General features: G+C 39.2%; 24 protein-coding genes, 1 tRNA gene and 1 pseudogene. 6 read left to right on the forward strand and 20 right to left on the reverse strand.

Annotation, left to right across the window (positions count from 1 at the left end; translation table 11 throughout):
- Positions 1–229: 229 nt before the first annotated feature.
- The 10 genes and pseudogenes from CVT05_RS06225 to CVT05_RS06270 form a co-directional block, all read right to left on the reverse strand.
- A tRNA-Ser gene (locus CVT05_RS06225) sits at positions 230–320 on the reverse strand.
- A gap of 125 nt (positions 321–445) precedes the next feature.
- A pseudogene (locus CVT05_RS06230) lies at positions 446–669 on the reverse strand (helix-hairpin-helix domain-containing protein).
- Positions 670–758: 89 nt separating this feature from the next.
- Positions 759–1,439: an orotidine-5'-phosphate decarboxylase gene (gene pyrF / locus CVT05_RS06235; protein ID WP_107698190.1), complete on the reverse strand. Its 681-nt coding sequence runs from the start codon at positions 1,437–1,439 to the stop codon at positions 759–761.
- Positions 1,436–1,831, reverse strand: a complete 396-nt coding sequence (nusB, locus tag CVT05_RS06240) for a transcription antitermination factor NusB (RefSeq protein ID WP_107698191.1) — start codon at positions 1,829–1,831, stop codon at positions 1,436–1,438. Before nusB ends, pyrF begins: the two co-directional genes overlap by 4 nt.
- Position 1,832: 1 nt before the next feature.
- Complete coding sequence (gene ribH, locus CVT05_RS06245) at positions 1,833–2,303, reverse strand: 6,7-dimethyl-8-ribityllumazine synthase (protein WP_107698192.1); 471 nt, start codon at positions 2,301–2,303, stop codon at positions 1,833–1,835.
- A gap of 11 nt (positions 2,304–2,314) precedes the next feature.
- On the reverse strand, positions 2,315–2,638 hold the full coding sequence (locus CVT05_RS06250; protein WP_107698193.1) for a DMT family transporter: 324 nt from the start codon (positions 2,636–2,638) through the stop codon (positions 2,315–2,317).
- Positions 2,635–2,964 (reverse strand): DMT family transporter, encoded by a 330-nt coding sequence (locus CVT05_RS06255; RefSeq protein ID WP_087585267.1) that lies wholly within the window; start codon positions 2,962–2,964, stop codon positions 2,635–2,637. Before CVT05_RS06255 ends, CVT05_RS06250 begins: the two co-directional genes overlap by 4 nt.
- Positions 2,954–3,760 (reverse strand): 3-deoxy-8-phosphooctulonate synthase, encoded by an 807-nt coding sequence (kdsA, locus tag CVT05_RS06260; RefSeq protein ID WP_107698194.1) that lies wholly within the window; start codon positions 3,758–3,760, stop codon positions 2,954–2,956. Before kdsA ends, CVT05_RS06255 begins: the two co-directional genes overlap by 11 nt.
- A 10-nt stretch (positions 3,761–3,770) precedes the next feature.
- Complete coding sequence (locus CVT05_RS06265) at positions 3,771–4,820, reverse strand: hypothetical protein (protein WP_107698195.1); 1,050 nt, start codon at positions 4,818–4,820, stop codon at positions 3,771–3,773.
- Positions 4,821–4,829: 9 nt separating this feature from the next.
- Complete coding sequence (locus CVT05_RS06270; protein ID WP_107698196.1) at positions 4,830–5,720, reverse strand: DMT family transporter; 891 nt, start codon at positions 5,718–5,720, stop codon at positions 4,830–4,832.
- A 152-nt stretch (positions 5,721–5,872) separates the two neighbouring features.
- Between CVT05_RS06270 and der the strand changes: the two genes are divergently transcribed.
- From der to CVT05_RS06300, 6 genes are all read left to right on the forward strand, one after another.
- Complete coding sequence (der, locus tag CVT05_RS06275; protein ID WP_107698197.1) at positions 5,873–7,258, forward strand: ribosome biogenesis GTPase Der; 1,386 nt, start codon at positions 5,873–5,875, stop codon at positions 7,256–7,258.
- Complete coding sequence (locus tag CVT05_RS06280; protein ID WP_107698198.1) at positions 7,242–7,763, forward strand: shikimate kinase; 522 nt, start codon at positions 7,242–7,244, stop codon at positions 7,761–7,763. Before der ends, CVT05_RS06280 begins: the two co-directional genes overlap by 17 nt.
- Before the next feature lie 433 nt (positions 7,764–8,196).
- Positions 8,197–9,159 carry a tryptophan--tRNA ligase gene (gene trpS / locus CVT05_RS06285; protein WP_107698199.1) on the forward strand — a complete coding sequence of 321 codons (963 nt, stop codon included), beginning with the start codon at positions 8,197–8,199 and terminating at the stop codon, positions 9,157–9,159.
- 12 nt (positions 9,160–9,171) lie between these two features.
- Positions 9,172–9,612, forward strand: a complete 441-nt coding sequence (locus CVT05_RS06290; RefSeq protein WP_021090475.1) for a hypothetical protein — start codon at positions 9,172–9,174, stop codon at positions 9,610–9,612.
- Between the two features lie 9 nt (positions 9,613–9,621).
- A complete protein-coding gene (serS, locus tag CVT05_RS06295) occupies positions 9,622–10,866 on the forward strand; it encodes a serine--tRNA ligase (protein ID WP_107698200.1) in 1,245 nt (414 codons plus the stop codon).
- Entirely contained in the window at positions 10,866–13,238 is a 2,373-nt protein-coding gene (locus tag CVT05_RS06300; RefSeq protein WP_107698201.1) for a tetratricopeptide repeat protein, read from the forward strand. Before serS ends, CVT05_RS06300 begins: the two co-directional genes overlap by 1 nt.
- A 44-nt stretch (positions 13,239–13,282) precedes the next feature.
- Here the strand turns inward: CVT05_RS06300 and CVT05_RS06305 are convergent, their stop codons facing one another.
- The 10 genes from CVT05_RS06305 to fdh3B form a co-directional block, all read right to left on the reverse strand.
- Positions 13,283–14,530: a DUF2920 family protein gene (locus CVT05_RS06305; protein WP_107698202.1), complete on the reverse strand. Its 1,248-nt coding sequence runs from the start codon at positions 14,528–14,530 to the stop codon at positions 13,283–13,285.
- A 29-nt stretch (positions 14,531–14,559) separates the two neighbouring features.
- Complete coding sequence (locus CVT05_RS06310) at positions 14,560–15,138, reverse strand: hypothetical protein (RefSeq protein WP_107698203.1); 579 nt, start codon at positions 15,136–15,138, stop codon at positions 14,560–14,562.
- Between the two features lie 8 nt (positions 15,139–15,146).
- Positions 15,147–15,641: a TlpA family protein disulfide reductase gene (locus CVT05_RS06315; protein WP_021090806.1), complete on the reverse strand. Its 495-nt coding sequence runs from the start codon at positions 15,639–15,641 to the stop codon at positions 15,147–15,149.
- Entirely contained in the window at positions 15,631–16,320 is a 690-nt protein-coding gene (locus CVT05_RS06320) for an ABC transporter ATP-binding protein (RefSeq protein ID WP_021090626.1), read from the reverse strand. Before CVT05_RS06320 ends, CVT05_RS06315 begins: the two co-directional genes overlap by 11 nt.
- Before the next feature lies 1 nt (position 16,321).
- A complete protein-coding gene (locus tag CVT05_RS06325; protein ID WP_072593884.1) occupies positions 16,322–17,464 on the reverse strand; it encodes an ABC transporter permease in 1,143 nt (380 codons plus the stop codon).
- Entirely contained in the window at positions 17,451–18,743 is a 1,293-nt protein-coding gene (locus tag CVT05_RS06330; protein WP_107698204.1) for an ABC transporter permease, read from the reverse strand. The genes CVT05_RS06325 and CVT05_RS06330 overlap by 14 nt, the downstream gene beginning before the upstream one ends.
- Entirely contained in the window at positions 18,740–20,119 is a 1,380-nt protein-coding gene (locus CVT05_RS06335; protein ID WP_107698205.1) for a Fe-S-containing protein, read from the reverse strand. The genes CVT05_RS06330 and CVT05_RS06335 overlap by 4 nt, the downstream gene beginning before the upstream one ends.
- Positions 20,120–20,168: 49 nt before the next feature.
- The gene (locus tag CVT05_RS06340) at positions 20,169–20,690 is read right to left on the reverse strand and encodes an iron transporter (protein WP_085657784.1); all 522 of its coding nucleotides are present in this window, start codon (positions 20,688–20,690) and stop codon (positions 20,169–20,171) included.
- Positions 20,691–20,710: 20 nt separating this feature from the next.
- Positions 20,711–22,654: an FTR1 family protein gene (locus CVT05_RS06345; RefSeq protein ID WP_107698206.1), complete on the reverse strand. Its 1,944-nt coding sequence runs from the start codon at positions 22,652–22,654 to the stop codon at positions 20,711–20,713.
- Positions 22,655–22,923: 269 nt separating this feature from the next.
- Complete coding sequence (fdh3B, locus tag CVT05_RS06350) at positions 22,924–23,484, reverse strand: formate dehydrogenase FDH3 subunit beta (RefSeq protein WP_107698207.1); 561 nt, start codon at positions 23,482–23,484, stop codon at positions 22,924–22,926.
- Positions 23,485–23,489 lie beyond the last annotated feature (5 nt).

The raw sequence follows: 23,489 nt of genomic DNA on the forward strand, positions 1-23,489 counted from the left end.
AATTAGTTTGAAACAACAATATAACCAAAAAAAATCATATTTTTTAAAAAATGTGTGATCACTATAAAATTTTTACTTATAAATTTCACAAAAAATCATCAGTCTAAAATCTACAAACTTATAGTTAAGTTTTACTAGGTAAGCAATTTTCTAACGCGAAAAATTTTATATAAAGATATTTAAAAAATAATGTTAAACAATAATAAAATTTATGATTATCTATAAGCAGTGGCGGACAGAGAGGGATTTGAACCCTCGAGCCCCGATTAAGAGCTGCACCCTTAGCAGGGGTGTGGTTTCAGCCACTCACCCATCTGTCCATAAAAAGAAATCGCATTATAATTGAAGACCGCTGATATCTTGCTTAAATTTGCATTTCACAATTATAGCCCTCAGATAGAGAATCTAAAAATAAAAATTTATAAATTTAGTCCTTCCAAAGCCATCATTTTAGTTTGGCTTTGTCTGGGTGTGGCGTATTTACATAGTAGCAAACCATACGGTAAACATAGAGGATACACCTATCGCTGCCGCGTCCGAGCGCTTTTGTGCGCTCAAACATCTCGTTCGGATCGCGCCCTTTAACGAAGCAACGTCTGTGTAGCCAAGTCCCAACAGATCGGCCTCTATCGCTTCACCAACATAGAGGATTTTCTTAAAATCACTCAAATTTAGTTCCTCACTTCGCTTTGATGTCATCTTCACGCAACATTTTGTAAAAAAGCTTAGTTAAAAACCACTTCACACAAGTTCAAATTTTAAATTTGCTCCAAAATTCGTTCACAAATTTCTCTTGGATTTACATTCTCATAAATCGGCCTACCAACAACGATAAAATCACTACCCTCTTGCTTTGCGCTCACTAAGTTTGCTACTCTTTTTTGATCTCCAGCGCTCTCGCCAAAAGGCCTAACACCAGGGCAAAGAGTGATAAATTTCTCATTTGTTACATCTTTGATGAGCTTGCTTTCAAAAACAGAACAGACCATTCCATCAAGCCCTGCTTCAAAACTCATCTGGCTAAATTTTCTAACAGCTCTTGCGATCGTATCGTTATAAACAGCGTCAAACTCGCTCTCACTAAAGCTAGTAAGTGCCGATACTGCGAGCACTAAAGGACGGCTCCCAAGACCAGCTAGCCTATCCATAACTGTTTTCATCGCACGTTCACCAGCGCTAGCATGCACATTTATCATATCTACGCCGATTTTTGAGACGACTTCAGCCGCATCAGCCATCGTGTTTGGGATATCATAGAGCTTTAGATCGAGGAAAATTTTAAAATTTCCAAGCTCTTTTAGCTCTTCTATAAACTTTGCCCCATCCCTAAGATAGCTTCTAAGCCCCACTTTTAGCCAAAGATCAAGCCCTTTTAGCTCTCTAGCAAGAGCTAAATTCTCTTCACGACTAGCCATATCAAGCGCAACACAGAGCCTCACAGATCAGCCTTTAGCTTATCAAGTACACCGTTTATAAATTTTGGTGCCTGATCACTTCCAAGCTCTTTCGCAAGCTCGATCGCTTCGTTTATGATGACAGCCTTATCAGTTTGGCTAAATTTCATCTCATAGAGCCCAAGTCTAAGGATGGCTAGTTCAGTCGCACCAACCTTACTAAAATCGCCGTCTTTTAGATATGGCTTTAAAATTTCATCTAGTTTTTCTTTATTTGCGAGCACCTCTTTAAAAGTCTGCTGCGCCTCACTTTTTCGCTCGTTTCTTATCTTTTTCTCTTCCAGAAATTCCTCTTCAAATGCAGCAGTTACCGGATTTATCTCATTTGAGTAGAGCAGCGAAACGACGGCCTGCCTAACCTGATGACGAGTCGCCATTTTACGCCTCCAAATTTTTATATAAGCTTAGCATCTCGATCACGCCCGTCATCGCTTCAAAGCCCTTATTTCCGGCCTTTGAGCCAGCTCGCTCGATGGCTTGTTCGATGCTATCGACCGTTAGCACGCCAAAGGTCACCGGCTTGCCGTATTTTAGCGTGACGCTTGCGATGCCCTTGGTGGTCTCGGCGCTCACGTAGTCAAAGTGAGGCGTAGAGCCGCGGATCACCGCCCCCACGCAGCAAACGGCGTCAAATTTACCGCTGGCTAGTGCCTTTTCTAGCGCCATCGGTATCTCAAACGCACCCGGCACCAAAATGAGGCTCAAATTCGCCTCGTCCCCGCCGTGACGCAAAAACGCATCCCTCGCGCCCTCGACCAGTCTATCGGTGATGATGTGGTTAAATCTCGCGCCCACTATAGCGACTTTCTCGCCGCCTTTTAGAGCCAAATTTCCTTCGATTATTTTCATGATTTCTCCTTTTATATTATCTTTAACATTACCGCGCTTAGCGTTATTAGCGATAGATAAAACGCCTTTTGCGCACTCATTTTTTCGCCGTTAAAAATCACTCCGACGCCCACGGCTCCAACCGCTCCGATACCCGTCCAAATCGCGTACGCTACCGACATCGCCATCGCCTGCATCGCATAGCTCAAAAGCCAGAGCGAAAGGGCGAAATTTGCGGTTAAAATCAAAAAATTCGCCGCTTTTTTCACGCCGAAGCTTTTTTGAAATTTAGTTAGAAAAAACACGCCCGAAACCTCGCAGCACCCGGCCACCAAAAGAGCTAAAACGTGCATCAAGATTTTAGCCTTTTTAACCCCAGCACGCCCGCGATCAGCGTCGCTATGAAAAATAGCCGCAAGGGATCTGGCATCTGGCCGCTTGAGCCGTATTCGCTAACGCTTTCGGCGACCACTATAAAAAACGCTCCAAATCCCACAAATACGGTATATGCGACGCTAACGGGGATATATTTTAAAGCCTTTATAAACGACACGAAGCTAACGCAGACTAACGCGGCAGTAAGCGCGAATTCTACGGCATTTTGGGCGTGTTTTAGCCCGTACGCCCAGCCGCACTCGGCGACCGCGCCGCCTAGCACCCACAAAAAGCCCTTAGTTTGCATCGCCTATGGCGTCTTTTATCTTAAAAATTTGAGCGATATTTGCGTCTAGCTCGTCCAAATTTAGCATATTCGGCCCGTCGCAGAGCGCCTCGCAAGGATTTACGTGCGTCTCGTAGAAAAATCCGTCCACGCCGGCAGCCGCCGCAGCTCGCGCTAGATACGGCACGAATCTCGCGTCCCCGCCGCTTTTTTCGCCAAGAGCGCTTGGCATCTGCACGCTGTGAGTAGCGTCGAAAATCACCGGCGCAAACTCCCTCATCAGCACCAAATTTCGCATATCTACGACTAAATTCCCGTAGCCAAAGGTGCTGCCTCGCTCCGTTAGCCACACGCCGTTTTGTTTAGCAACCTCGTATCCGTCGCCCTTTATACCCCTTGTTTCTAACACTTTTTTCACCGAGTGCTTCATAGCAGAGGCGGCTAAAAACTGCCCTTTTTTGATATTTACGACCGCTTTTGTCTTAGCCGCGGCCACGAGCAAATCGGTTTGGCGGCACAAAAACGCCGGGATTTGCAGCACGTCGGCCACTTCGCCTACTGGTGCAGCCTGATAGCTCTCGTGGATATCGGTTAAAATTTTAAAACCGAATTCCTTTTTGACCTTGGCTAAAATTTCGCAACCCTTCTCCAGCCCTGGCCCGCGAAACGAGCTTATACTCGTGCGATTTGCCTTGTCAAAGCTTGATTTGAAATAAAAATCTATCCGCTTATCTTCGTTAAATTTAACCAGCCTTTTTGCCACGTCAAAAACGAGCTGCTCGCTTTCGATGACGCAAGGCCCTGCTATTAGTATCATTTTTTCTCCTTTATTTTTCTCTAAATTTTCTAATCCAATCTATCAAAAGCGGTCTATCGTCGTTTGTTACCCCTTCATACCAATCATTACAAAGTTTATAATATACACCATTTATGAATACAGGATCCACATAATATCTCCTCGCATCATATTCATTGTTCGCTATTACAAGCGCAGGATAATTTAATCCAAGAGTATCCTTACTATACTTTTCGTTTTGAAGCCAGCTTATCTCGTTAGCATCTACCTTACCGCTTTCCAAAATTTCCCTCATAATTATTCGTGCTATTTGTCCGACTTTTAGCTCTGCGTATTCATCTTGATTATTTTTGATATTAACATAGTCTTTAGAACGTTGATAGCTATATATGCCTACTTTCAGCTTTTGTTTTTCTGTGTTTTCCATATCTTTTAGGCTTTTTTTGTCAAACAAGGATAGCATCTGGTAAGAACGCATAAAAAGCTCCGCCGTATCGGCCACATTACCACTTACCTCCAAAATAGGTTCTAAAACTAAATTTGAAAAATCGCTATTTGCTATTATTCTAAAGTCAAATTCAAATCCCATCTCTTGCATTATGTTGTTTATATCAACAAAACAAGGGCACAAGGCATCTAAAATTTGTCTATTTATTTTAGGGGATGCAAAGATAATTTCTGCTTTTTTAACACCAAAATATCCATAAACACACATGGCGGTTCTAAGACATTTTTTTACTACTCTAGCTACCGTCTCATCAAGACCGCCGTAGTTTAGTCCAGACTCATGAAAAGCAACATCAACTGCATAAATTTTACTAACTCCATCACTCATACAAACACCTAGTGCATCACACTCTGCTTGTTGCAAAAGTTGTTTTAATGAGGTATTTTGTTTATAAATTTTATATCCATATTTGCTAGAAAAAAGCTCATCTGTTTTTGACATTATATTTTCTAACTCGTCTGAAAATTTTATCTCCCATTTTGGAGAAATTTTCCAGTTAGTTTGCACTATTTGGCACTCTTTAACATGGCGAAGCCAAGAATAAAATAAAGATTCTCCAATTTCTATTTTCATAGTATCGCCTTATTTTTCTTTCACAACTAAAATTCCACTCACTATTACTAGCAAGATACCTAAAAGTGCCGTTTGATTTGGCAATACATCGCCCATAAAATAGCCAATGATAAGTGTAAAAATAACGTCTGCGTAGCTAACCGCAGCGATCACTCCAGCCTTTTTACCAACCGCAAACGCCTTTGTCATGTACGACTGAAAAAAATATCCACTAAGTCCCATTAGCAAGATAAAAACAACGTTATACCAGTTTGGCATGCTAAATTTTGAAAACAAAAAATCAAGTGGCTCGTAGGTGAAAAATTCTGCCAAACCCATGCAAATAAGTGGCAAAAACGAGCCCCAAAGCATAAAACTTAACACTATAACATTTGTACCGTAGCTCTTGTTTAGCTCCTTAACACTCGTGTATGCGATCGCCGCACCAAGGCCACTCCAAACACCGATAATATCAGTCTTGCTTATGCCTAAATTTGGCTGGATAACAAGCAAAATTCCACCAAATCCCAAAAATACAGCAAACCAGCCAAGTGAGCTTAGACGCTCTTTAAAAATAAAGGCTGCGAGGATAGCTGTAAAGATTGGATTTGTCTTTTGAAATGTAAAAGCTGTGGCCAAATTTACATGAGCGACATTGTAAAAAAAAGCAAAAAGTGCGACCGTACCCACAAAACCGCGAAACATCAGTAAAAAAAAGTGTCCACCAGCTTGCTTAAATGGAAATCTATAAATGGCATAAATAACGATGAAAAGGCCTATTAAATTTCTAAAAAATACAACTTCGATAGATGGCATATCTTTGCTAAGATACTTTGCAAATGCGCCAGTAACGGCAAACATAAAGCAAGCAAAGAGCATATAAAAAATGCCAAGATGCGAAATATAAAACCTTTTTAACATCACAAGACCTTTAAATTTAAAGTAGCCATTTTAATGAAAAGTGGCTTAAATTTTGGTTGATTTTTTCTTTTATTTTGGCGCTTTTAAGCAAATTTTTATACTTTATATAAGTCAAAAATTTGTATAATCAGCCATCACGAAAAGGACAAAATTTGCAAAAAGTAATATTAGTAGGCAAGCCAAATGTCGGCAAAAGCTCACTTTTTAACCGCTTAGCTGGTCGTCGTATCGCCATAACAAGCGATGTTAGCGGCACGACAAGAGATACGAACAAAGCTAAGATCGAGGTTGAGGGCAAAGAGTGCATTTTAATCGATAGTGGTGGCCTTGATGATAGCAGCGAGCTTTTTAAAAATGTAAAAGCAAAGACCTTGGCAGAGGCTAGAAATTCAGACGTCATCTTATACATGGTCGATGGCAAAATGATGCCAGATGACGAGGATAGAGCCATTTTTTATGAGCTTAGCAAGCTAAATTTACCAATCGCACTCATTATCAATAAAATAGACAGCAAAAAAGATGAGCAAAGAGAGTGGGAATTTGTAAGCTTTGGCGCAAAAAACTCATTTGGAATTTCTGTAAGCCACAACACAGGCATAGATGAACTTAGCATGTGGCTAGCAAAGCATATAGAAGACAAAGTACAGATAAAGGCCGATACAAGCGAAGATTTTGATGATTTTTTAGAAAACTATAACGACGAGGGCGAGCTAAGCGACGAGATAGACTATGAAAGCAAAAACATCAGAGTTGGCATCATAGGCCGCGTAAATGTCGGTAAAAGCTCACTTTTAAATGCCCTTGTAAAAGAGAGTCGCGCCGTCGTTAGCGATGTGGCAGGCACTACGATCGATCCGGTCAATGAAATTTACGAGCATGATGGCAGGGTTTTTGAGTTTGTCGATACTGCTGGTATCAGAAAGCGTGGCAAGATCGAGGGCATCGAGAGATATGCGCTAAATAGAACTGAGAAAATTTTAGAAGAGACAGACGTGGCGCTACTTGTGCTTGATAGCTCTGAGCCACTAACCGAGCTTGATGAGCGCATCGCTGGCATCGCCTCGAAATTTGAGCTTGGGGTCATCATCGTGCTAAACAAATGGGACAAAAGTAGCGAAGAATTTGACGAGCTTTGCAAAGAGATAAAAGATAGGTTTAAATTTCTAGCATATGCGCCGATCATTAGTGTTTCGGCTTTGGGCGGCAAAAGAGTGCATAAAATTTATCCACTCATCATTGAAATTTACAAAAACTACACCCAAAAAATCCAAACTTCAAAGCTAAACGAAGTGATTGGCGAAGCGACCAAGGCGCACCCACTGCCACGAGATAAAGGCAGGGTTGTGAAAATTTACTACGCAGTGCAGTTTAAGACAGCACCTATCATGATAGCGCTTATAATGAACCGTCCAAAGTGCCTGCACTTTAGCTACAAACGCTATTTAACAAACAAGCTTAGAGAGAGCTTTAACCTAACTGGCGTGCCTATCGTGCTAATCCCTAAAAAACGTGGAGAGAGCGATGAAAACAAAGAATAACAATATCGTTTTGATAGGGTTTATGGGCGTTGGCAAGGGCACGACTGCAAGGGCACTAAGCAAGGCACTAAGGACGATGAACCTTGACTGCGACGACTTACTAGAGAGCTCACAAAATATGAAGATAAAAGCTATCTTTGAAGAGTACGGAGAGGAGCATTTTAGGCAGCTTGAAAAAGATCTTGCCAAATTTCTAGCAACAAATGTCAAAAATGCGATCATCTCAACTGGTGGTGGCTTTGCCAAGGTTAAAAATTTAAAGAAAATTGGCACCGTGATCTATCTAAAAGCTAGTTTTGACGCGATCATGCAAAGGCTAAAAAATAGCAAAAATAGCGAGAAAAAACTTGCCAAACGTCCACTTTTAAGTGATCTAAAAAGAGCTGAGGCACTTCATCTGGAGCGAGAGGAGCTTTATGAGAAAAAGGCTGATTACATCGTCGAAGTCGAGGGTAAAACTCCAAAGCAAATCGTAAAAGAGATAAGGATGCTTTTAAAAATTTAGTTGTAAAGTGGCGTGAATGCTGCTTGCAACGATAAATTTTAAGATCAGGCTGGATGGCTGTCTCGCGTGGTGTTAAAATTTGAAATGTTTGAGCTAAATTTAACGTTTTGTAGTTATAAATTTTGGCAAACTGTTTGAGGAAAATTTAAATATTGCACAGTCAAATTTTAATTAAGACTAGACTTTAGCCTGCCAAGCTAAATTTTAAGATTAGACTAGATAAAAATATCTGTCCTGATGTTAAAATTTAAAAAAGTATTTTAGCGAAGTATCGTGAGATGATTTTTTGCTTCTCTTTGTTCGCAACGCTAAAGCGACGAGAGTTGTGTAGAAATTTTAAGCCGAGGCTAGACACATAGTCTGCCAAAAGCTTAAAATTTCAAATCTCTATCAAAAGCGCTCACGAGAAAAAGCCAAAATTTGAAAGGATAAGATGAGAGTATTAACCGGCCTCCAACCCTCCGGCAAACTACACCTTGGCAATTACTTTGCCTCGATAAAACAGATGGTTGATATGCAAGAAAAAAACGAGATGTTTATGTTTATAGCAAACTACCACGCGATGACAAGCCTTAGCGAGGCCAAAGCCCTAAAACAAAACACTTTTGAGGCTGCATGTGCGTTTTTGGCACTTGGGATCGATCCAAATAAAAGCATATTTTGGGTGCAAAGTGATGTTAAAGACGTGCTTGAGCTTTACTGGGTACTAAGTCAGCACACGCCTATGGGGCTTCTTGAGCGCGCACATAGTTACAAAGATAAAGTCGCAAAAGGTCTTAGTTCGCACCACGGACTCTTTAGCTATCCAGTTTTGATGGCAGCTGACATTTTGCTTTATAATGCGCAGGTCGTGCCTGTAGGCAAGGATCAGATCCAGCACGTAGAAATCGCTCGTGATATCGCGATAAAATTTAACAACGAGCATGGAGAAATTTTTACACTGCCTGAGGCAAAGATCGATGAAAATGTAGCCACCGTACCCGGCACAAACGGTGAAAAGATGAGCAAAAGCTATGGCAATACAATCGACATCTTTGCCGATGCCAAAACGCTTAAAAAGCAAATTTCTAGCATTGTGACAGACGGCACGCCACTTGAAGAGCCAAAACAGTGGCAAAACTGCAACGTCTATAATATCGCCAAACTTTTTTTGGACGAGAGTGGACAAAAAGAGCTTCAAGCTAGATATGAGCGTGGTGGCGAGGGTCATGGGCACTTTAAAGCTTATCTAAATGAGCTTATTTGGGACTATTTTAAAGATGCGAGAGAGAAATTTGAGCATTATCAAAATAATCCTGGCGAAGTGTCTGGAATTTTAGAAATAGGAGCCAAAAAGGCAAGTAATGTTGCTCAAACAACAATAAAAAAAGTTCGTGAAGTAGTCGGAATTTATTAATAAAGGAAAAATATGCAAAATTTATATCCATACGCACAAATAGTTCATCTTTTTTGTGCAATCATCTTTGTTGGTTACCTCTTTTTTGATGTAATCATTTTTAAGGCAGCTTGTAAAAAAATGCCACCTGAGCTTGCTCAAAAGGCAAAACAGGCTATCGGTTCAGTTGCTATTAAGATAATGCCACTTTGTATCTTGCTTTTGGTATTAACTGGAGGCATGATGATGAGTAACTGGGTCGGATCAAAGGCTGGAGGCTACTTTGAGACAAATTTACAAATCATTTTTATGATCAAATTTTTCTTAGCGATGCTAATCGTGGCTGCGGTTATAACAAATTTGAGCTGCAAATTTATATTTAAACGCCCTAGCCCACTTGGTAACATCCACCCATTTGCGCTAACAGCGGCAGTTTTTATCGTACTTTTTGCAAAAGTTATGTTTATGGTTTAAGGATACGGAATGATAAATTTAAAACTACTCGAGACAAATTACGATGAATTTGTAAAAAAACTTGAGGGAAAAAATGTAAAAGCTGGGCTACTTGACGAGCTTTTACAAACTTTTAACGAGCTAAAACAAAAGCGCAAAGCACTTGAAAATTTCCAAGCTATTCAAAACGCAAAGAGTAAAGAGCTTGGCATAAAGGCAAGAGCAGGTGAAGACGTAAGTGAGCTTAAAAATGAGCTAAATTTAAACAAAGCTGCACTTGCTGATGCTGATGATATCGTTAAACAATATGAAGAAAAGCTTGAGCAAATTTCATTTAATGTGCCAAATATCACCGATGATGACGTACCATTTGGTAAGGACGAGGACGATAATGTCTGCATAAAAACGGTGCTTGAGCCAACTAAATTTAGCTTTACACCAAAAGAGCACTGGGAGTTAGGTGAAAGCCTTGGTTGGCTTGACTTTGAAAGGGGCGTAAAGCTCTCAGGATCTCGTTTTACAGTGCTTCGCGGCATGGGAGCAAGGCTTAGTAGAGCGCTTGTTAATTACATGATCGACTTTAACAGCTCACGTGGCTTTGAGCTTGTAAATATCCCTTATCTAGTAAGCTCAAACACGCTTTTTGGCACTGGTCAGCTGCCTAAATTTGAAGAGGACCTTTACAAAGTGCGCGACGAGGATCTCTACCTCATCCCAACTAGCGAAGTGCCTGTGACAAATTTATACAACGACACGATCATAGAAGCCGAGCAGCTACCTATAAAGATGACTTGCTACTCAGCATGCTTCCGCCAAGAGGCAGGATCAGCAGGACGTGACACCAGAGGTATGATCCGCCAGCACCAGTTTGAAAAGGTCGAGCTGGTAAGCATCACAAGACCTGATCAAAGCGAAGACGTGCTAAATGAAATGGTATCGTGCGCAAGCGATCTACTAACTAGCCTTGGGCTTCCTCACCGCCATATGCTTCTTTGCAGTGGCGACCTTGGCTTTAGCGCGGCAAAGACGATAGACCTTGAGGTTTGGTTGCCAGGTCAAGGTAAATATAGAGAGATTAGCTCTATTTCCAATACTCGTGATTTTCAAGCAAGGCGTGCAAAAATTCGCTTTAAAGATGGTAAGAAAAATATGCTTGTAAATACGCTAAATGGCTCAAGTCTAGCTGTGGGTAGGACTCTTATTGCCATCATGGAAAACTACCAAAAAACAGATGGCACTATCGAAATTCCAGAAGTTCTTAAAAGGTATATGTAGTGGCTGAAGAAGAGGTTGTAGTTTTAAAACCACCTGGCGAGCAAGCAGAGCAAGAAGCGCCTGAAGAGGCAAAAGCCGAGGCACCTGAAGAGATCGTTTCACTTGAGAGTATCGCAAGTGAGGGTGTGCTGCAAGACGAGAGCATCCCAGAGCCAATCCCTGTAAAAAAGAGCAATAAAAAGCTCTTTATAATAGCAGGTGTGGTCACTCTAGTGTTTATCATCTTGATAGTGGTTTTGCTAGTTATCTTGCTAAAGAAAGACAAAAAAGAGAACATAGATGCTGCAAGTATCGTAAAAAATATAGAAAACAACTACCAAACGCAAAATTTTGGCGCTTCAAAGATCGATGAAATGATAAATAAAGCCAATCAGCTTTATGAGCGTGGCAATAAATTTGAGGCTCTAAAAATTTATGAAAACATAGCTGTTTATAACCAGTCTCTCTCAAACTACAACCTTGGCGTTTCGCAGATGAAACAAGAAAGATGTGATGAGGCGATTGTATCTTTTAATAAAGCAATAACCGATAGAGAAAACACAGCAGTTAGCGCCATAAACGCTGCTGTTTGCTCGCTCGAGCTAAATAATACTAAAAATTTTAACTACTACATAGGACTTGCTGATTCATTTTTGCAGTATGAAAACAACTCGCCACTTTATAGCTATTACTACGCGCTTATAAACTATTATAAAGGCAACTATTACGAGGCGCTTCAAGCGCTTTCTCATCCAAATACTGCGGATTATAAAAATGAATATGCGTATTTAAGTGCAAAGATTTTATCACTTCTTGGAGATGATGAAAGAGCAATAGCCAAACTTGAGAGCCAAAAGGCATTTAAGGCCGACTTCACGCTAGCACAGCTCTATGCAAGACTTGGCAAATACGACAAGGCAAGGGATTATCTAACAAAAGCTTCTAAAAATACGCCAAATATCGATCTTATCAAGATGACTGAGGCGCTAATTGATCTAAAAACTGCTGACTACGGCGACGCGGCTGCATTTATCAAAGATGTTTACGACTACAATGCTTCTTTGCCAAGCAAAATTTACAAGATAAAAACGATACTAAAGCCTGATCTTTTTGATGTCAGCCTAGCTCAGGCACACTTTAGCGATGATATGTTTTTTGATAGAACAAGGCGCTATGAGACCCTTTTTTACTTCGCACCTTACAAGGTCTTTGATGCAAAACAGAGTATCGAGCAGATAAGAAAAGGTGGTGTTAGCGTCTTTTTAGATGACACCTCAGCGGCAAATGACTACCTTAGCCAAAGTGCGGCTGCTTCAAAAGTAAATGCAAAACTTAGCGAAGCTATCGCAAAAGCGCTAAGCTACCGCTTAAAAGAAGCAAATAAAGAGTTTGAAGAGCTAGCCAGCACTTATCCAAATCACTCTATCTTGCAATACAATCTCGCCTTAAGCTACGCTCAGCTTGGAAATTTTAGCCTTGCAGCAAAGCACTTCATAGCAAGCTATCATCAAGATGTAAATAACCATCTTGCAGGCATTTTTGGGGCGATTTGTCTAGATATAAATAGAAATTTAAACCCAAAACTCATTGAAGAGATCGGCGAAAATTTAGAAAACGATAAGAGCTTAAAGCCTGTAAATTTATATGCCTCACTTCTAAGTCTGGTTAGCGGTAACCAAAGTGCGATGATAAGATGGCTTGAAGAACCAAAAGAGCAGACAATGCTAAATTTAGCCTTTGATATCATCATCGCAAAAGTAACAAACAATGACGAACTAATGGCAAAGAAAGCTGATGAGCTACTAAAAATTTTGCCAAATGATATTATTGCAAATATCTTAAATTTCATCTCGAAAAACAAAGAGCAAAATGTCAAAGAGTATGCAAAAGCGATACAAATTCACTTTAATGGCAAGCAGCTTGATTCAAACGCTTTCTATCACGGTGCTGATATCATCAAAAAGCAATACATCAAGCTACTTCAAATTTCAGGCTTACTTACAAGAGAGCGTGATAAGTTAAGAGCCGAGCTAAAAAATGCTCCAAAGAATATAAATTTAATCCAAACTCTAGCCTATGTCGATATCTTTACAAACGACTTTGATGAGAGCTATAAACTTTATAATCAAGCAATCGATGAGTTTAAAGTAAATGACGCTAGCACATTGTTTTTAGCATCTGTGGCTGCAACAGGAGCTGGAAAAGTATCAAACGCGATCGCACTTTTAGAGCTAACAAAACTAAATGATGCTAGTGCTATCGAAAATAGAATAGCTCTGGGTCTAATGTATCAGCAGATAGACAACATAAAAGCAGCTCTTATACAATACAGCAAAATAGGAAATATTGAGTATGAAAGCGAATTTTACGACTTTGAGATAGATAATGAGTGATAAAAACTAGGTCTTTATGAGCCTAGTTTTAACTATTTTAAATACTAAGCAATATCTAAAATTTCAAGATTTATTTGATCTAAGACTTCACTAAATTTATAGATCATATCGCCGCATTTATACTCAATACTCTTGCTGCTCTTTTTATTTTTTTGAGATAAAATTTTCTCCATCATACTGGGAAGCTCTTTTTGTAAAAGTAGTTTATAAGACATCCCCATTCCATGCGTTATGGACTTTATAAATTTGCCATCAACCTCACTCTCATCTTTTACCATATGAAGCGTAGCGTCAAATTTTAGCTTCTTAAGAGCCTCGTAAAGCTCGATTTTATCCTTTGCTGGAGCTATTTCTTTATCGAAAATACAGTGATAGCTCACGTAAATTGGCTTTTTATAGCTGCTTTGAACATTTAAATGATCTAAATTTAGGATGTTTCTTATCTCTTCTCTTGCGTCAATAAAATAGTATGGTGATTTTTCATTAAGTGTCCAGTAGGTCTTATCAAAAAAATAAATATATAAATTTTGATACAAAATGCCAGTACCAAAACAAAAGTAGTTAGTAAAATCTATCTCTTTACCAAAGCCAATAAGACGCCACAAAAATATGGCATAAGAGCTATTATCTATCACGGCATCAACTAGCCATGGAGCGATCTTAGCACACATATGTGCCAGATATCCACCATGTGAGCTGCCTACCATTATCACTGGCAGATGTTCAAATTTGGCATTATTTATATATTTTTTTGTGTAAAGCACAGCATTTAGCACATCCATTGCTTGCATAACGCCAAAATTTTGATATTCATTTTTTGTTGGCACCATCGTAATGCTAGCATTTAGTCTAAAATCAGCCGGCAAAATACCTCTCTCTTTTCGAATAGTAATCTCTTTGCTAAGAAATTTAAGTAGCAAATCAACCTTCTCGTGGCAGTCGATACTTTTTAGATCAATTGGTAAATTTATACCTATGCTTGATAGTTCTCTTGTTGAGATTTCGCGATCTATATCATCAAGTCCAAATTTCGCTCCAAGCTGTGGGCGGTTGCCTATGCAGTGATAATCCACACTAATACATGCAACATCATAAGTCTCTGCCATAGTCCGAATAAGATTAGCTCTATATCCAAGGTCAGAGTCTTCTCCAAGCCCAGGGATAATCACCAAAAGAGCTTTTGCATCCTTGGCATCGTCATAACAGGAATAAAAGGAGAGAGGAGAGCTTCTTTTTATACCAAGTTCAATATCATCACAAGATGAAATTTCATAGCTTCCATCAACTAGCATTTAAATCCTTTTAAATTTACTAATTTCTCCTATTTTTGCGAGACGTTATAAAAAAAGCTAACGATCTGTTTTGCTAGGCGTTCTTTAAAAAAAGGCCAAATGTAGCTTGGCGAATAGACATTGCCAGCTTGCATAAGTGAGATATTTGTCGCCTTTTCGCCACCATTTTTTGGACGCACTAGCACGCTTACTTGCATGTGATAAGTATAGCTATTTGTACTAAAGTCATCATCATCGTAATAGCCAAATGGGAAAAACATCGAGTAGCCAAAGCCAAAGCTTGGTCTGCCAAAGCCATATCCCATTCCCATTGAAAATCTCGGATCTCTTTTTATTATCCTAGAAAAGCTTTGCACATCGCCAAGAATGATGAAGTCGGCATTTTTGATATTTGGCTCGTTTCTAAAACCAGCCTTTATAAATTCGCTTAAAATTTCAGCATTTACATCTTGCCCGGTCGCACTATTTTTAAAATTTACATAGACGCTTCTGTTTGATTCATTAAGCGTAAAAAAGATCGGATCACTCGTTTTGACCGAGATATTTGGAGTGCTGTTAGCACATCCAACAAAAAATACCGCTAAGACAAACAAAAAGAAATTTTTCATATTCACTCCTACAAGAGCGATCTTATAGCACTTTCAAGTACACTTTTTGGTGTAAGACCGATAAATTTTGATCGCATCTTACCATCTTTATCAAAAAAATAGATAACTGGCACGCCCATGACACCACCAACTGCCTTGCTAAAGTAATCAACTGAAACCTTGTCGCTCGTAGTTTTAAAGGTGATATTGTGCTCTTTTAAAAGCTCAATATCTTTATCAAAACCCTTGCTAGGTCCTAAAACACCAATGAATTGAACCTCTTTACCATACTCTTTTTCAAGCGTATTTAGATCAGGTATAGCAGCCTTGCACACTCCGCAGTCCGTACCAAAGAAAAATAGCATATATGGCTTATCGCCTATCTTTAGCCTCTTTTCCGTTGGAAAAAACTGCGTATCAATGCCGCTTGAGTCATTTAGCGTGATATGATGCTTTTCATACTGCTTGACGCAGCCCATAACTAGGGCTGAGACTAGACATAAAAATAAAATTTTATATCTCATTTGGCACCTTTGGATTTTCAATAGTGCGAATTTTCTCTAGCTTGCCATGTCTTAGATAGACGATCTTATCGCCATACTCGCCAAGATCAGGGTTGTGAGTGACTAGAAGTATCGTCTTGCCCTCTTTTCTTAGCTTGCAAAATAGATCAAGTATAACTCTTTCATTTGCTTCATCAAGGTTACCAGTTGGCTCATCTGCTATTAAAATTTCAGGATCATTTATGAGTGATCGAGCGATACAAAGGCGTTGTTGCTCGCCACCACTTAGCTGACTTGGTCTGTGCGTTAGCCTGTGAGAAAGACCAACTGCCTCAAGTGCCTTTTTAGCGTCCTCTTCATCAACTGAGCTGTGATAGTACTGAGCGATCATCACATTTTCAAGTGCGCTAAGATATGGCACTAAGTGAAACTGCTGAAAAATAAGACCGATCTTTTCACGTCTAAATTTAAGTGTATCATCAGCATTTAGATTACTCGCATCATCGCCACCAAGCATATAAGTGCCACTACTTGGAGTATCCATTAGTGAAAGGATATTTACAAGCGTACTCTTACCACTACCACTTGGCCCCATTACACTGACCCACTCACCTTTTTTAACCTCAAAATTTATATCATCAAGTGCTTTAACATCGCCAAAAATTTTACAAATATTTTTTAATTCTAGTGCATTTTGCATATCATTCTCCTCTTAATGTATCTGCCATTTTATTATTAAGTGCCCGTTTGATCGGATAAAATGCTGCGATCGCTGCAAATAAAAGCGATATTATCACAGCTACTGGGATGCTTAAAATTCTAAAATCAATACTAGAATCAAATATCGCATAACCTAAAATTTGAGCTAGTAAATATCCTAAAAATGCACCAACTAATGCTGAGATGAGCGCTGTCACAAATGTCTCAAAGCCAAATAGCTTTAATACATCTTTTTTGCTTGCACCTATGGCTCTTAGAAGTGCGATCTCCTTTGAGCGAGAGAGCAAGATAGCACTAAGCGTTGTGTTTACGCACATTGAAGTAATGAGCAAAATAACAAGGCTAACAAGTGCCATTAATAGCTTTATTTTCTCCAAAATATAGCCCTCAGACTTTGAGACCTTTGCCACTGGTTTTGCAGCTATTTCATCATTGCTTATAGTCTTTGCAAGCGATGTTATCTCGTCAAAGTTACCAAGCACAACAGCTTCAGCATAGTTTATTTTGCCAGCTTTATTTGAAATTTTTTGAGCCAAAGATAGTGATGTGATCAAAAGGGCATCCTCTTTATCGCCACTTGCGACTACGCCTTTTATCTTTACATTTATGCTCTCATTTGAGCCAATGGCACGAATTTCTATATCATCGCCTGCTTTAAAGCCAGCCTGACGAGCAAGATCGACGCCTATTAGCACGTTTTTATCGTCAAAATCAACATTTATCATAGTTCCATCTCTAACATCCAAAAACGGCTTAACCTTTTTTAGATTGCTAAATTTTGTCCCCATGACGATGGCATTTGTCGGGCCGATATTTGCCTGAGCAAAGAGATAACCGCTCTCACCAAGAAGCTTATCTTTTGGCACTTTAGCGATCATTTCATTGTAAGTTTTTTCACTCATATCATCGCTTGTAGCCATATCTTTTGGAGCAAAGATCATATTTGCACCATAAGTTTTTAGCTCACGTGAGACTTTAGAGTCGATGTCTAGATAGACATTAACAAACGCAGCACACACGCATGCTCCAAGCAAGATAGAGATCACGATGACCATGACTCTTGATGAGCCATTTTTTAAACTTTTATAAATTGTATTGTAAAAGAATTTGCTATTTGCGGTCATATAGCACCTCCGCAGGTAGTAAATTTATGACGTTTCTCATTGGCATTAGCGAGCCAATGACTGAGATAAGTAGGGCAAATGCCACGCTAATTGGTAGTACGATCCAAGCTATGCCTATGCCGTGAGAGAAGATAATGTAAGACATCACGTAGCTTAGAGCGTAACCCAAAAATGCTCCAGTGATGCCCGCAAAAAAGGCTACCACAAGGCTCTCACTAGCAAAAAGGGCGTAAATTTCAAAGTTACTTGCGCCTATGGCTTTTAAAAGGCCGATCTCTTTTTTACGGCGGTAAATTTCACTTGTCATTAGCGACGTTATGCCGATGGCTGAAACCACAAGAGCGATGATACTAACGATGCCCATTAGGCTTTGGATTTTCTTTACGATGTTACTCTCTGCATCGCTTACTTGAAGGCTTGCCTTTGCACTAACATTTGGTAAATTTTCTTCTATCTGAAATGCGATCGAACCAGCGTAAGCTGAGCAGTACCATTTATCGTACTCTGCGCTATCAAGATTGTCTAAATTTCTTCTTGCTTTTAGCGATAGGTCATTTTCTGGGATCGTCATGGCTGAGACTTCAGCTTTTGTATATGATCCAGCGTGACCTGATAGATCGCCAGCAAGCTTTAGTGAGCCAACTAGCTTATGCGTCTCGTCACTAGCTCCTTTTAAAATTCCAACTATTTTAACCTCTCTTACGCCATTTTTGCCGATCAATCCTAGTTTGTCGCCAACTTTTAAATTTTTAGCCTTAGAAAGTTCTTCACCAACTAAAATTTCATCCATACTTTCATCTTTTGGCCAAACACCTTCAACGCCCCAAAATCCATACAAGCTCTTAACGCCTGTACTAAATTCTGGCTCATCTTTTAGACCGATGTTTTTATCAAAATAGGTTCCTTCAAAGGCAAATTCAATTCCTTTTTCATCTTTAACTTTTGCCTCTAAAAACGGCGCAAAAGCAACGATGTTATTTCTCCAAAAGATCTCTTTTATCTTGTAGATATCAGCCTCTGGGAGTAAATTTTGTGATTTTAGTGGGGTGAAATTTTTACCCTCGATCTCGATGCTTAGGCTCTCACCGCGTGGCAAAACGACGATATTTGAGCCATACCCTCTAAGCTCGCTTGCCACTTGATCGCCGATTTTTAGCGTGATATTTAGCATGCAAGCTATCAAAAGAGCAGCTAGCAAGATGGTGATAAAGGCCATCGTCTTTTGCACCTTGGAGCCCGTGATCGAGCTTTTTATCATTCTTAGTTGCATATTTTTCATTTTAACGTTCCATTTGTTTCTACATATTTTTCTGGATTTGCTTCAAATTTCGCTTGAGTTTCGTTATTTTCAAAGAAATATGTGCGTCCATAATATAAATATGATCTTGACTCAAGGTTGCTCACCTTTTTGCGACTAACTGGGTCAAGCACCATTTTTTCGACAACCTTACTAAAGAAATTTGCTCCATCTGTAATAGTTTTATAATCAACTATAATATTTTTGCCATCAAAGATAAATGGCATTGGTATCGGATTGCAACCACCCTCTTTGCCAACTGATGGCAAGAAAATTCTAACATTACAAGAGATACAAATAAGGTCATTTCCTCTTTTTATATAGCCCATATCGCCACATATCATGCATGAATCAAAGACGATGACAGGCGATACACGGTCGCTAAAGCGGTTTAACAAGAAAAATCTTATCTGTTTGCCCTCATCTGTTATATAAGCAAATCTGTGAAGTTCATTATCTTTTAGCATATCAACATCAAATATAAATTTATCTCCCACTGGCTCAACCAAGACTGGCTCTGAAATTTCAGGTGGACGAGATGCGTAAAGATCATAATAGAGCGAAAATCCAAGTGCTATCAAAATACTACAAAATGCAAATTTTGCATTATCAGAAATATTTTCTCTAATGGCTTTTGTAAAGCGGTATTTGATAGAACCAAATTTATTTTTATCAATACTTTTTGGCATAAAGAAAAGTGCGGTGATGCATAAAAGTAAGATCACAAAGATATAAAAATAAGTACCAAATTCTGATACATAAATACCTTTTGCACTGACAGATAGAATCTGAGAGTTTAACTCACTACTTATTTTTAAAGCCCCAGCACGCAAAAGCTCAAGTGCTGTCTGAGAGCTCCTATCGATTAGCAAGAAAACTAAAGTGATAAGGGCTAAAATTTTAGCTATTAATGAAGAAATGCTAGATTTTAAATTCGAAATAAAAAAGAATAAAAATACGAGCAAAATCATTGCAAATATCATTAGAAAGAAGCTAATGACCGAAAGCGTATCTAGTAGCTCACCACCAAATAGCGGGAATAACACACTGCTTGAACTATAGCCAAAGCCAAAGCCGATGCCTAAAATAAAAAACGTTACAATTTTTGCTATCTTAAGCTCAAGAAATATCCATAAAATGCTAATTAGTAGAAAAACTAGCGTCACTGAATCGATGAAAATTTTAAACTGATCATCTATAAGTGCGTGACGAACGACTTTAAAAATAAATACGCCAGCTACGACTCCAAAAAGTGACGGTAAAAAGAGTGTTTTTAAACTTTTATCCTTGTTATTTAAGGCAGCAAAAAGCGTAAATCCAAGGAGGACTAAAAAGACCTGATAGAAATAAATTGACATAACCAAACCCTATGAGAATTTTTAAAAGGGGCGAGAACGCCCCTGGTGATTATTTAACAGGACCACCTGTCCATTGAAATTTATAAGTTGTTGTGAAAGGCTCAAACCATTTACCAACACCAGTCTCTTTGTCAGCATGACGACCAAAGCCTTGTTTTTCTGGATTGTCGATGTGGAATTTAAGCTCATAGTTACCAACACCTGTATCCATTTTTATGTTAGCACCGTAGTGTGGGCCATCGCTTGCAACCATAGGCATAAATGTACCTTTTTTAGTTTTACCATTATCAAGGTTTTTTAGCTCATAGTTGATTTTTAGATATGGGATCCACTCGCCTTCGCCAAAGCCGTTTTTATTGCCTTTTACAGCGTGGATATCAGCTTCTAAGTGAAGGTCAGCTAGACTTGGAGCTAGATCAACGCCTTTTGGCTCCATGTCGATTGGTTCTAGATAAACAGCAGCTATCTCCATTCCATTAGCCTCTACAGGCTCACCAATTGGATGCTCTCCAGCAAGTGCAAAACCAGCTGCTAAACTAAGTGCTAGAGCTGAACTAAGAATTTTATTCATCTTTTCTCCTTTAGATAAAATTAATCTTTATTTTGTTTTGATTTCATGATAACGATGCCTATAACTAGGGCAAGCACCATAATGATTTGAGGTACTAAGCTCTCGTAATATGGCTGAAGTCCTAGCCAATCTCTCATCCAGTCAGGGAAGCTAAGTCCTTTTATGATAGTTGGGATGAAAATTTTGCCCTCAACTAGCTCGCCAACGCCCTTGCCAACAAAGACGATCGACATATAAAAGATGATCGCTGATGTAAATATAAAAAATGGTTTAATAGGAATTTTAACAGCGAAAATTTTAAATAAGAAATAGACTATCAAAAGAACGATAAGACCTACGACAAAGCCAGCTGCGATCATTGAGTAGCCAGCTGAGTCTTTTGCGTCAAAGATAAGTGCTTGATAAAATAGCACTGTCTCAGCGCCCTCTCTAAATACCGCTAAAAATACAGTCCACCACAGCGCTGTACTTGAGCCACTTGAGATAGACTCAGATACATGTGATTTGATGTAGTCGTTCCATTTTTTAGCGCCAGCATTTGAAAGAAGCCAGAAACCAACATAAAATAGAAGTCCCACTGCAACAAGCATTGTGATGCCTTCCATAAGCTCTCTTTTTTGACCTGCTGCCTCGCCAAAGATGACGTTCATGATCCACGCCATAACAAAACTTAAGATGACAGCCACGCCAACTGAGCTATATACGACCTTACCCATAGCTTTTGCATTGCCAGTTTTTACAAGGTATGCAACGACGGCTGCAACGATGATAAGAGCTTCAAAGCCCTCTCTTAAAATTATAGTTAGCGCCCAGATAAATAGCGTCCAAGGTGAGCTTGAACCATTAGTTTTCTCAAGTGCGGCTGCTAGCTGAGATGACATCTTACTTGCGCTTTCTTGAAGAGTTTTTTCATCTGCACTTGATTTCATAAGGGCTACGAGGTTGCCAAATGTAGCTTCGATAGCTGTTTTTAAATTTACATCTATCGCACCTACTTTGTTCTCCATACCGCTACCTTCAAACTCATCAAAGTAGATGTCTTGGATATCGCCCATAGCTTTAGCGCTATTGCCACTTTTGTAAAGTGCGATGGCTGCTTGAATTTTGTCATTTATGTTTTTAACAGTTTGAGTGTAATCTGTGCCGCTATCTTCGCTACTATCGCTAGATGCTGCGCTACTCATATCAACTTTTGCTAGTTTTGCAGTATCTGCTGGGAGTTTTGAGACAGCGTCATAAGCTAGCTTTTTGATCTCTTCTAGCTTTACTTTAAAGTCATCTTTTGTTATGCCATTTGTGATGCCACTGATCGCTTCGCCCATCTTTCTTTGGATGTCAGCATCTATGCTTTTGCCATTTTCTATATATTGGCGAACAGCTATTTCAAGTTGAGTGTTTCTATAATCATTAAATTTAGCATCTTGGATAGAATTTTTAGCATCATCTTGTTTATCGCCCTCGTAGCTTGCTATGGCTTTATCTAGATCGGCTGATAAATTTTCAAACGCCACCTTCCACTCAGGGATAAATTTAGAAGTGTCATAGCCACTTGCAGCAGCTTGTGCTGGGGTATCTGAATACTCACCAACAAGCTTATGTCCATTTAAAATAACTGGTAAAACTTCAGCGATTTCGCTATTTATCTGATCTATTCTTTTTTGCACATCATCTGGTGCTTCGCCAGCTTTTATCGCCTTTCTGATCTCACCAAACTGCTTCTCCATAGAGTAAGCTTTTTTCTGACCTAAATTTATTCTGATGCCAGCTTCGACATCTTCAAATAAACCAAAATAAGCGTTTTGAGTATCGCTAACTGCTTGCTCGACGTTGCCAGCTCTGTACTCTGTTATTACTTTTTGTAATGACTCTTTTATCTGAGCTGCGACTTGTGTGTAGTCATCATTTTTTGCCATTAGCCAAACTGGCAACAACACAATAAGCATAAATTTAAAAAATTTACTCATTAATTAAACCACCTGTAAAATATATTTTGTTCGAATATTATCAATCTTTTACTTTGATTAAAATAAAAACGATTATCATAAAATAGTCCAAATTGAAATAACAAATAATTTTTAGAAATTTATCTAACGTGAATTTAAAAATTTGTATTAAAAATGTAAGAATAGCTTTATAAAAAGAGTAATAAATTAAATTCTAAAATTGCAAAGATGGTTTAATTTTAGATGAAATATAAAAATTTAAAGGAGAGCAAAGTGCCCTCCTCTGAATATTAGACATTTAGTCCTGTATTTCTTAGCATAACGCGTTTGCGGTATACATTTGACACATCGGCTGCGTCGCCAACTAAAAGCGCGTTTGTAGAGCAGATAGCCGCACACATAGGCACTTTACCCTCAGCCATTCTGTTTTGACCATAAAGCTCTCTCTCCTCGTGTGAGTTAGTTGGCTCTGGACCGCCTGCACACATAGTACATTTATCCATTACGCCTTTTACGCCAAATGCCCCGTCTTTAGGGAACTGTGGCGCACCAAATGGGCAAGCATATAAGCAGTATCCACAGCCTATGCACTTGTTTTTATCGTGAAGCACGATGCCATCAGCTCTAATGTAGAAGCAATCAACTGGACAAACTTGCTCGCAAGGTGCGTCGGTGCAGTGCTGGCATGCGATAGTAGTTGATACCTCTTTACCTTCGATACCATCGTGAAGCGTAATGACTTTTCTTCTATAAATTCCTACTGGAAGCTCGTGAGCAGAAGAGCAAGCGACTTGACATCCATAGCAGCTGATACATCTATTAGTATCTACAAAAAATTTCATTCTTGCCATTTTTC

The sequence above is a fragment of the Campylobacter concisus genome (assembly GCF_003049705.1).
Lineage (GTDB): Bacteria > Campylobacterota > Campylobacteria > Campylobacterales > Campylobacteraceae > Campylobacter_A > Campylobacter_A concisus_AR.

Coding starts and splice junctions, on each gene's coding strand:
- nusB (WP_107698191.1), bottom strand. CDS start 1,831: ATGGCGACTCGTCATCAGGTTAGGCAGGCCGTCGTTTCGCTGCTCTAC.
- ribH (WP_107698192.1), bottom strand. CDS start 2,303: ATGAAAATAATCGAAGGAAATTTGGCTCTAAAAGGCGGCGAGAAAGTC.
- CVT05_RS06255 (WP_087585267.1), bottom strand. CDS start 2,964: ATGCAAACTAAGGGCTTTTTGTGGGTGCTAGGCGGCGCGGTCGCCGAG.
- kdsA (WP_107698194.1), bottom strand. CDS start 3,760: ATGATACTAATAGCAGGGCCTTGCGTCATCGAAAGCGAGCAGCTCGTT.
- CVT05_RS06265 (WP_107698195.1), bottom strand. CDS start 4,820: ATGAAAATAGAAATTGGAGAATCTTTATTTTATTCTTGGCTTCGCCAT.
- CVT05_RS06270 (WP_107698196.1), bottom strand. CDS start 5,720: ATGTTAAAAAGGTTTTATATTTCGCATCTTGGCATTTTTTATATGCTC.
- CVT05_RS06280 (WP_107698198.1), top strand. CDS start 7,242: ATGAAAACAAAGAATAACAATATCGTTTTGATAGGGTTTATGGGCGTT.
- trpS (WP_107698199.1), top strand. CDS start 8,197: ATGAGAGTATTAACCGGCCTCCAACCCTCCGGCAAACTACACCTTGGC.
- CVT05_RS06290 (WP_021090475.1), top strand. CDS start 9,172: ATGCAAAATTTATATCCATACGCACAAATAGTTCATCTTTTTTGTGCA.
- serS (WP_107698200.1), top strand. CDS start 9,622: ATGATAAATTTAAAACTACTCGAGACAAATTACGATGAATTTGTAAAA.
- CVT05_RS06305 (WP_107698202.1), bottom strand. CDS start 14,530: ATGCTAGTTGATGGAAGCTATGAAATTTCATCTTGTGATGATATTGAA.
- CVT05_RS06310 (WP_107698203.1), bottom strand. CDS start 15,138: ATGAAAAATTTCTTTTTGTTTGTCTTAGCGGTATTTTTTGTTGGATGT.
- CVT05_RS06315 (WP_021090806.1), bottom strand. CDS start 15,641: ATGAGATATAAAATTTTATTTTTATGTCTAGTCTCAGCCCTAGTTATG.
- CVT05_RS06320 (WP_021090626.1), bottom strand. CDS start 16,320: ATGCAAAATGCACTAGAATTAAAAAATATTTGTAAAATTTTTGGCGAT.
- CVT05_RS06325 (WP_072593884.1), bottom strand. CDS start 17,464: ATGACCGCAAATAGCAAATTCTTTTACAATACAATTTATAAAAGTTTA.
- CVT05_RS06330 (WP_107698204.1), bottom strand. CDS start 18,743: ATGAAAAATATGCAACTAAGAATGATAAAAAGCTCGATCACGGGCTCC.
- CVT05_RS06335 (WP_107698205.1), bottom strand. CDS start 20,119: ATGTCAATTTATTTCTATCAGGTCTTTTTAGTCCTCCTTGGATTTACG.
- CVT05_RS06340 (WP_085657784.1), bottom strand. CDS start 20,690: ATGAATAAAATTCTTAGTTCAGCTCTAGCACTTAGTTTAGCAGCTGGT.
- CVT05_RS06345 (WP_107698206.1), bottom strand. CDS start 22,654: ATGAGTAAATTTTTTAAATTTATGCTTATTGTGTTGTTGCCAGTTTGG.
- fdh3B (WP_107698207.1), bottom strand. CDS start 23,484: ATGGCAAGAATGAAATTTTTTGTAGATACTAATAGATGTATCAGCTGC.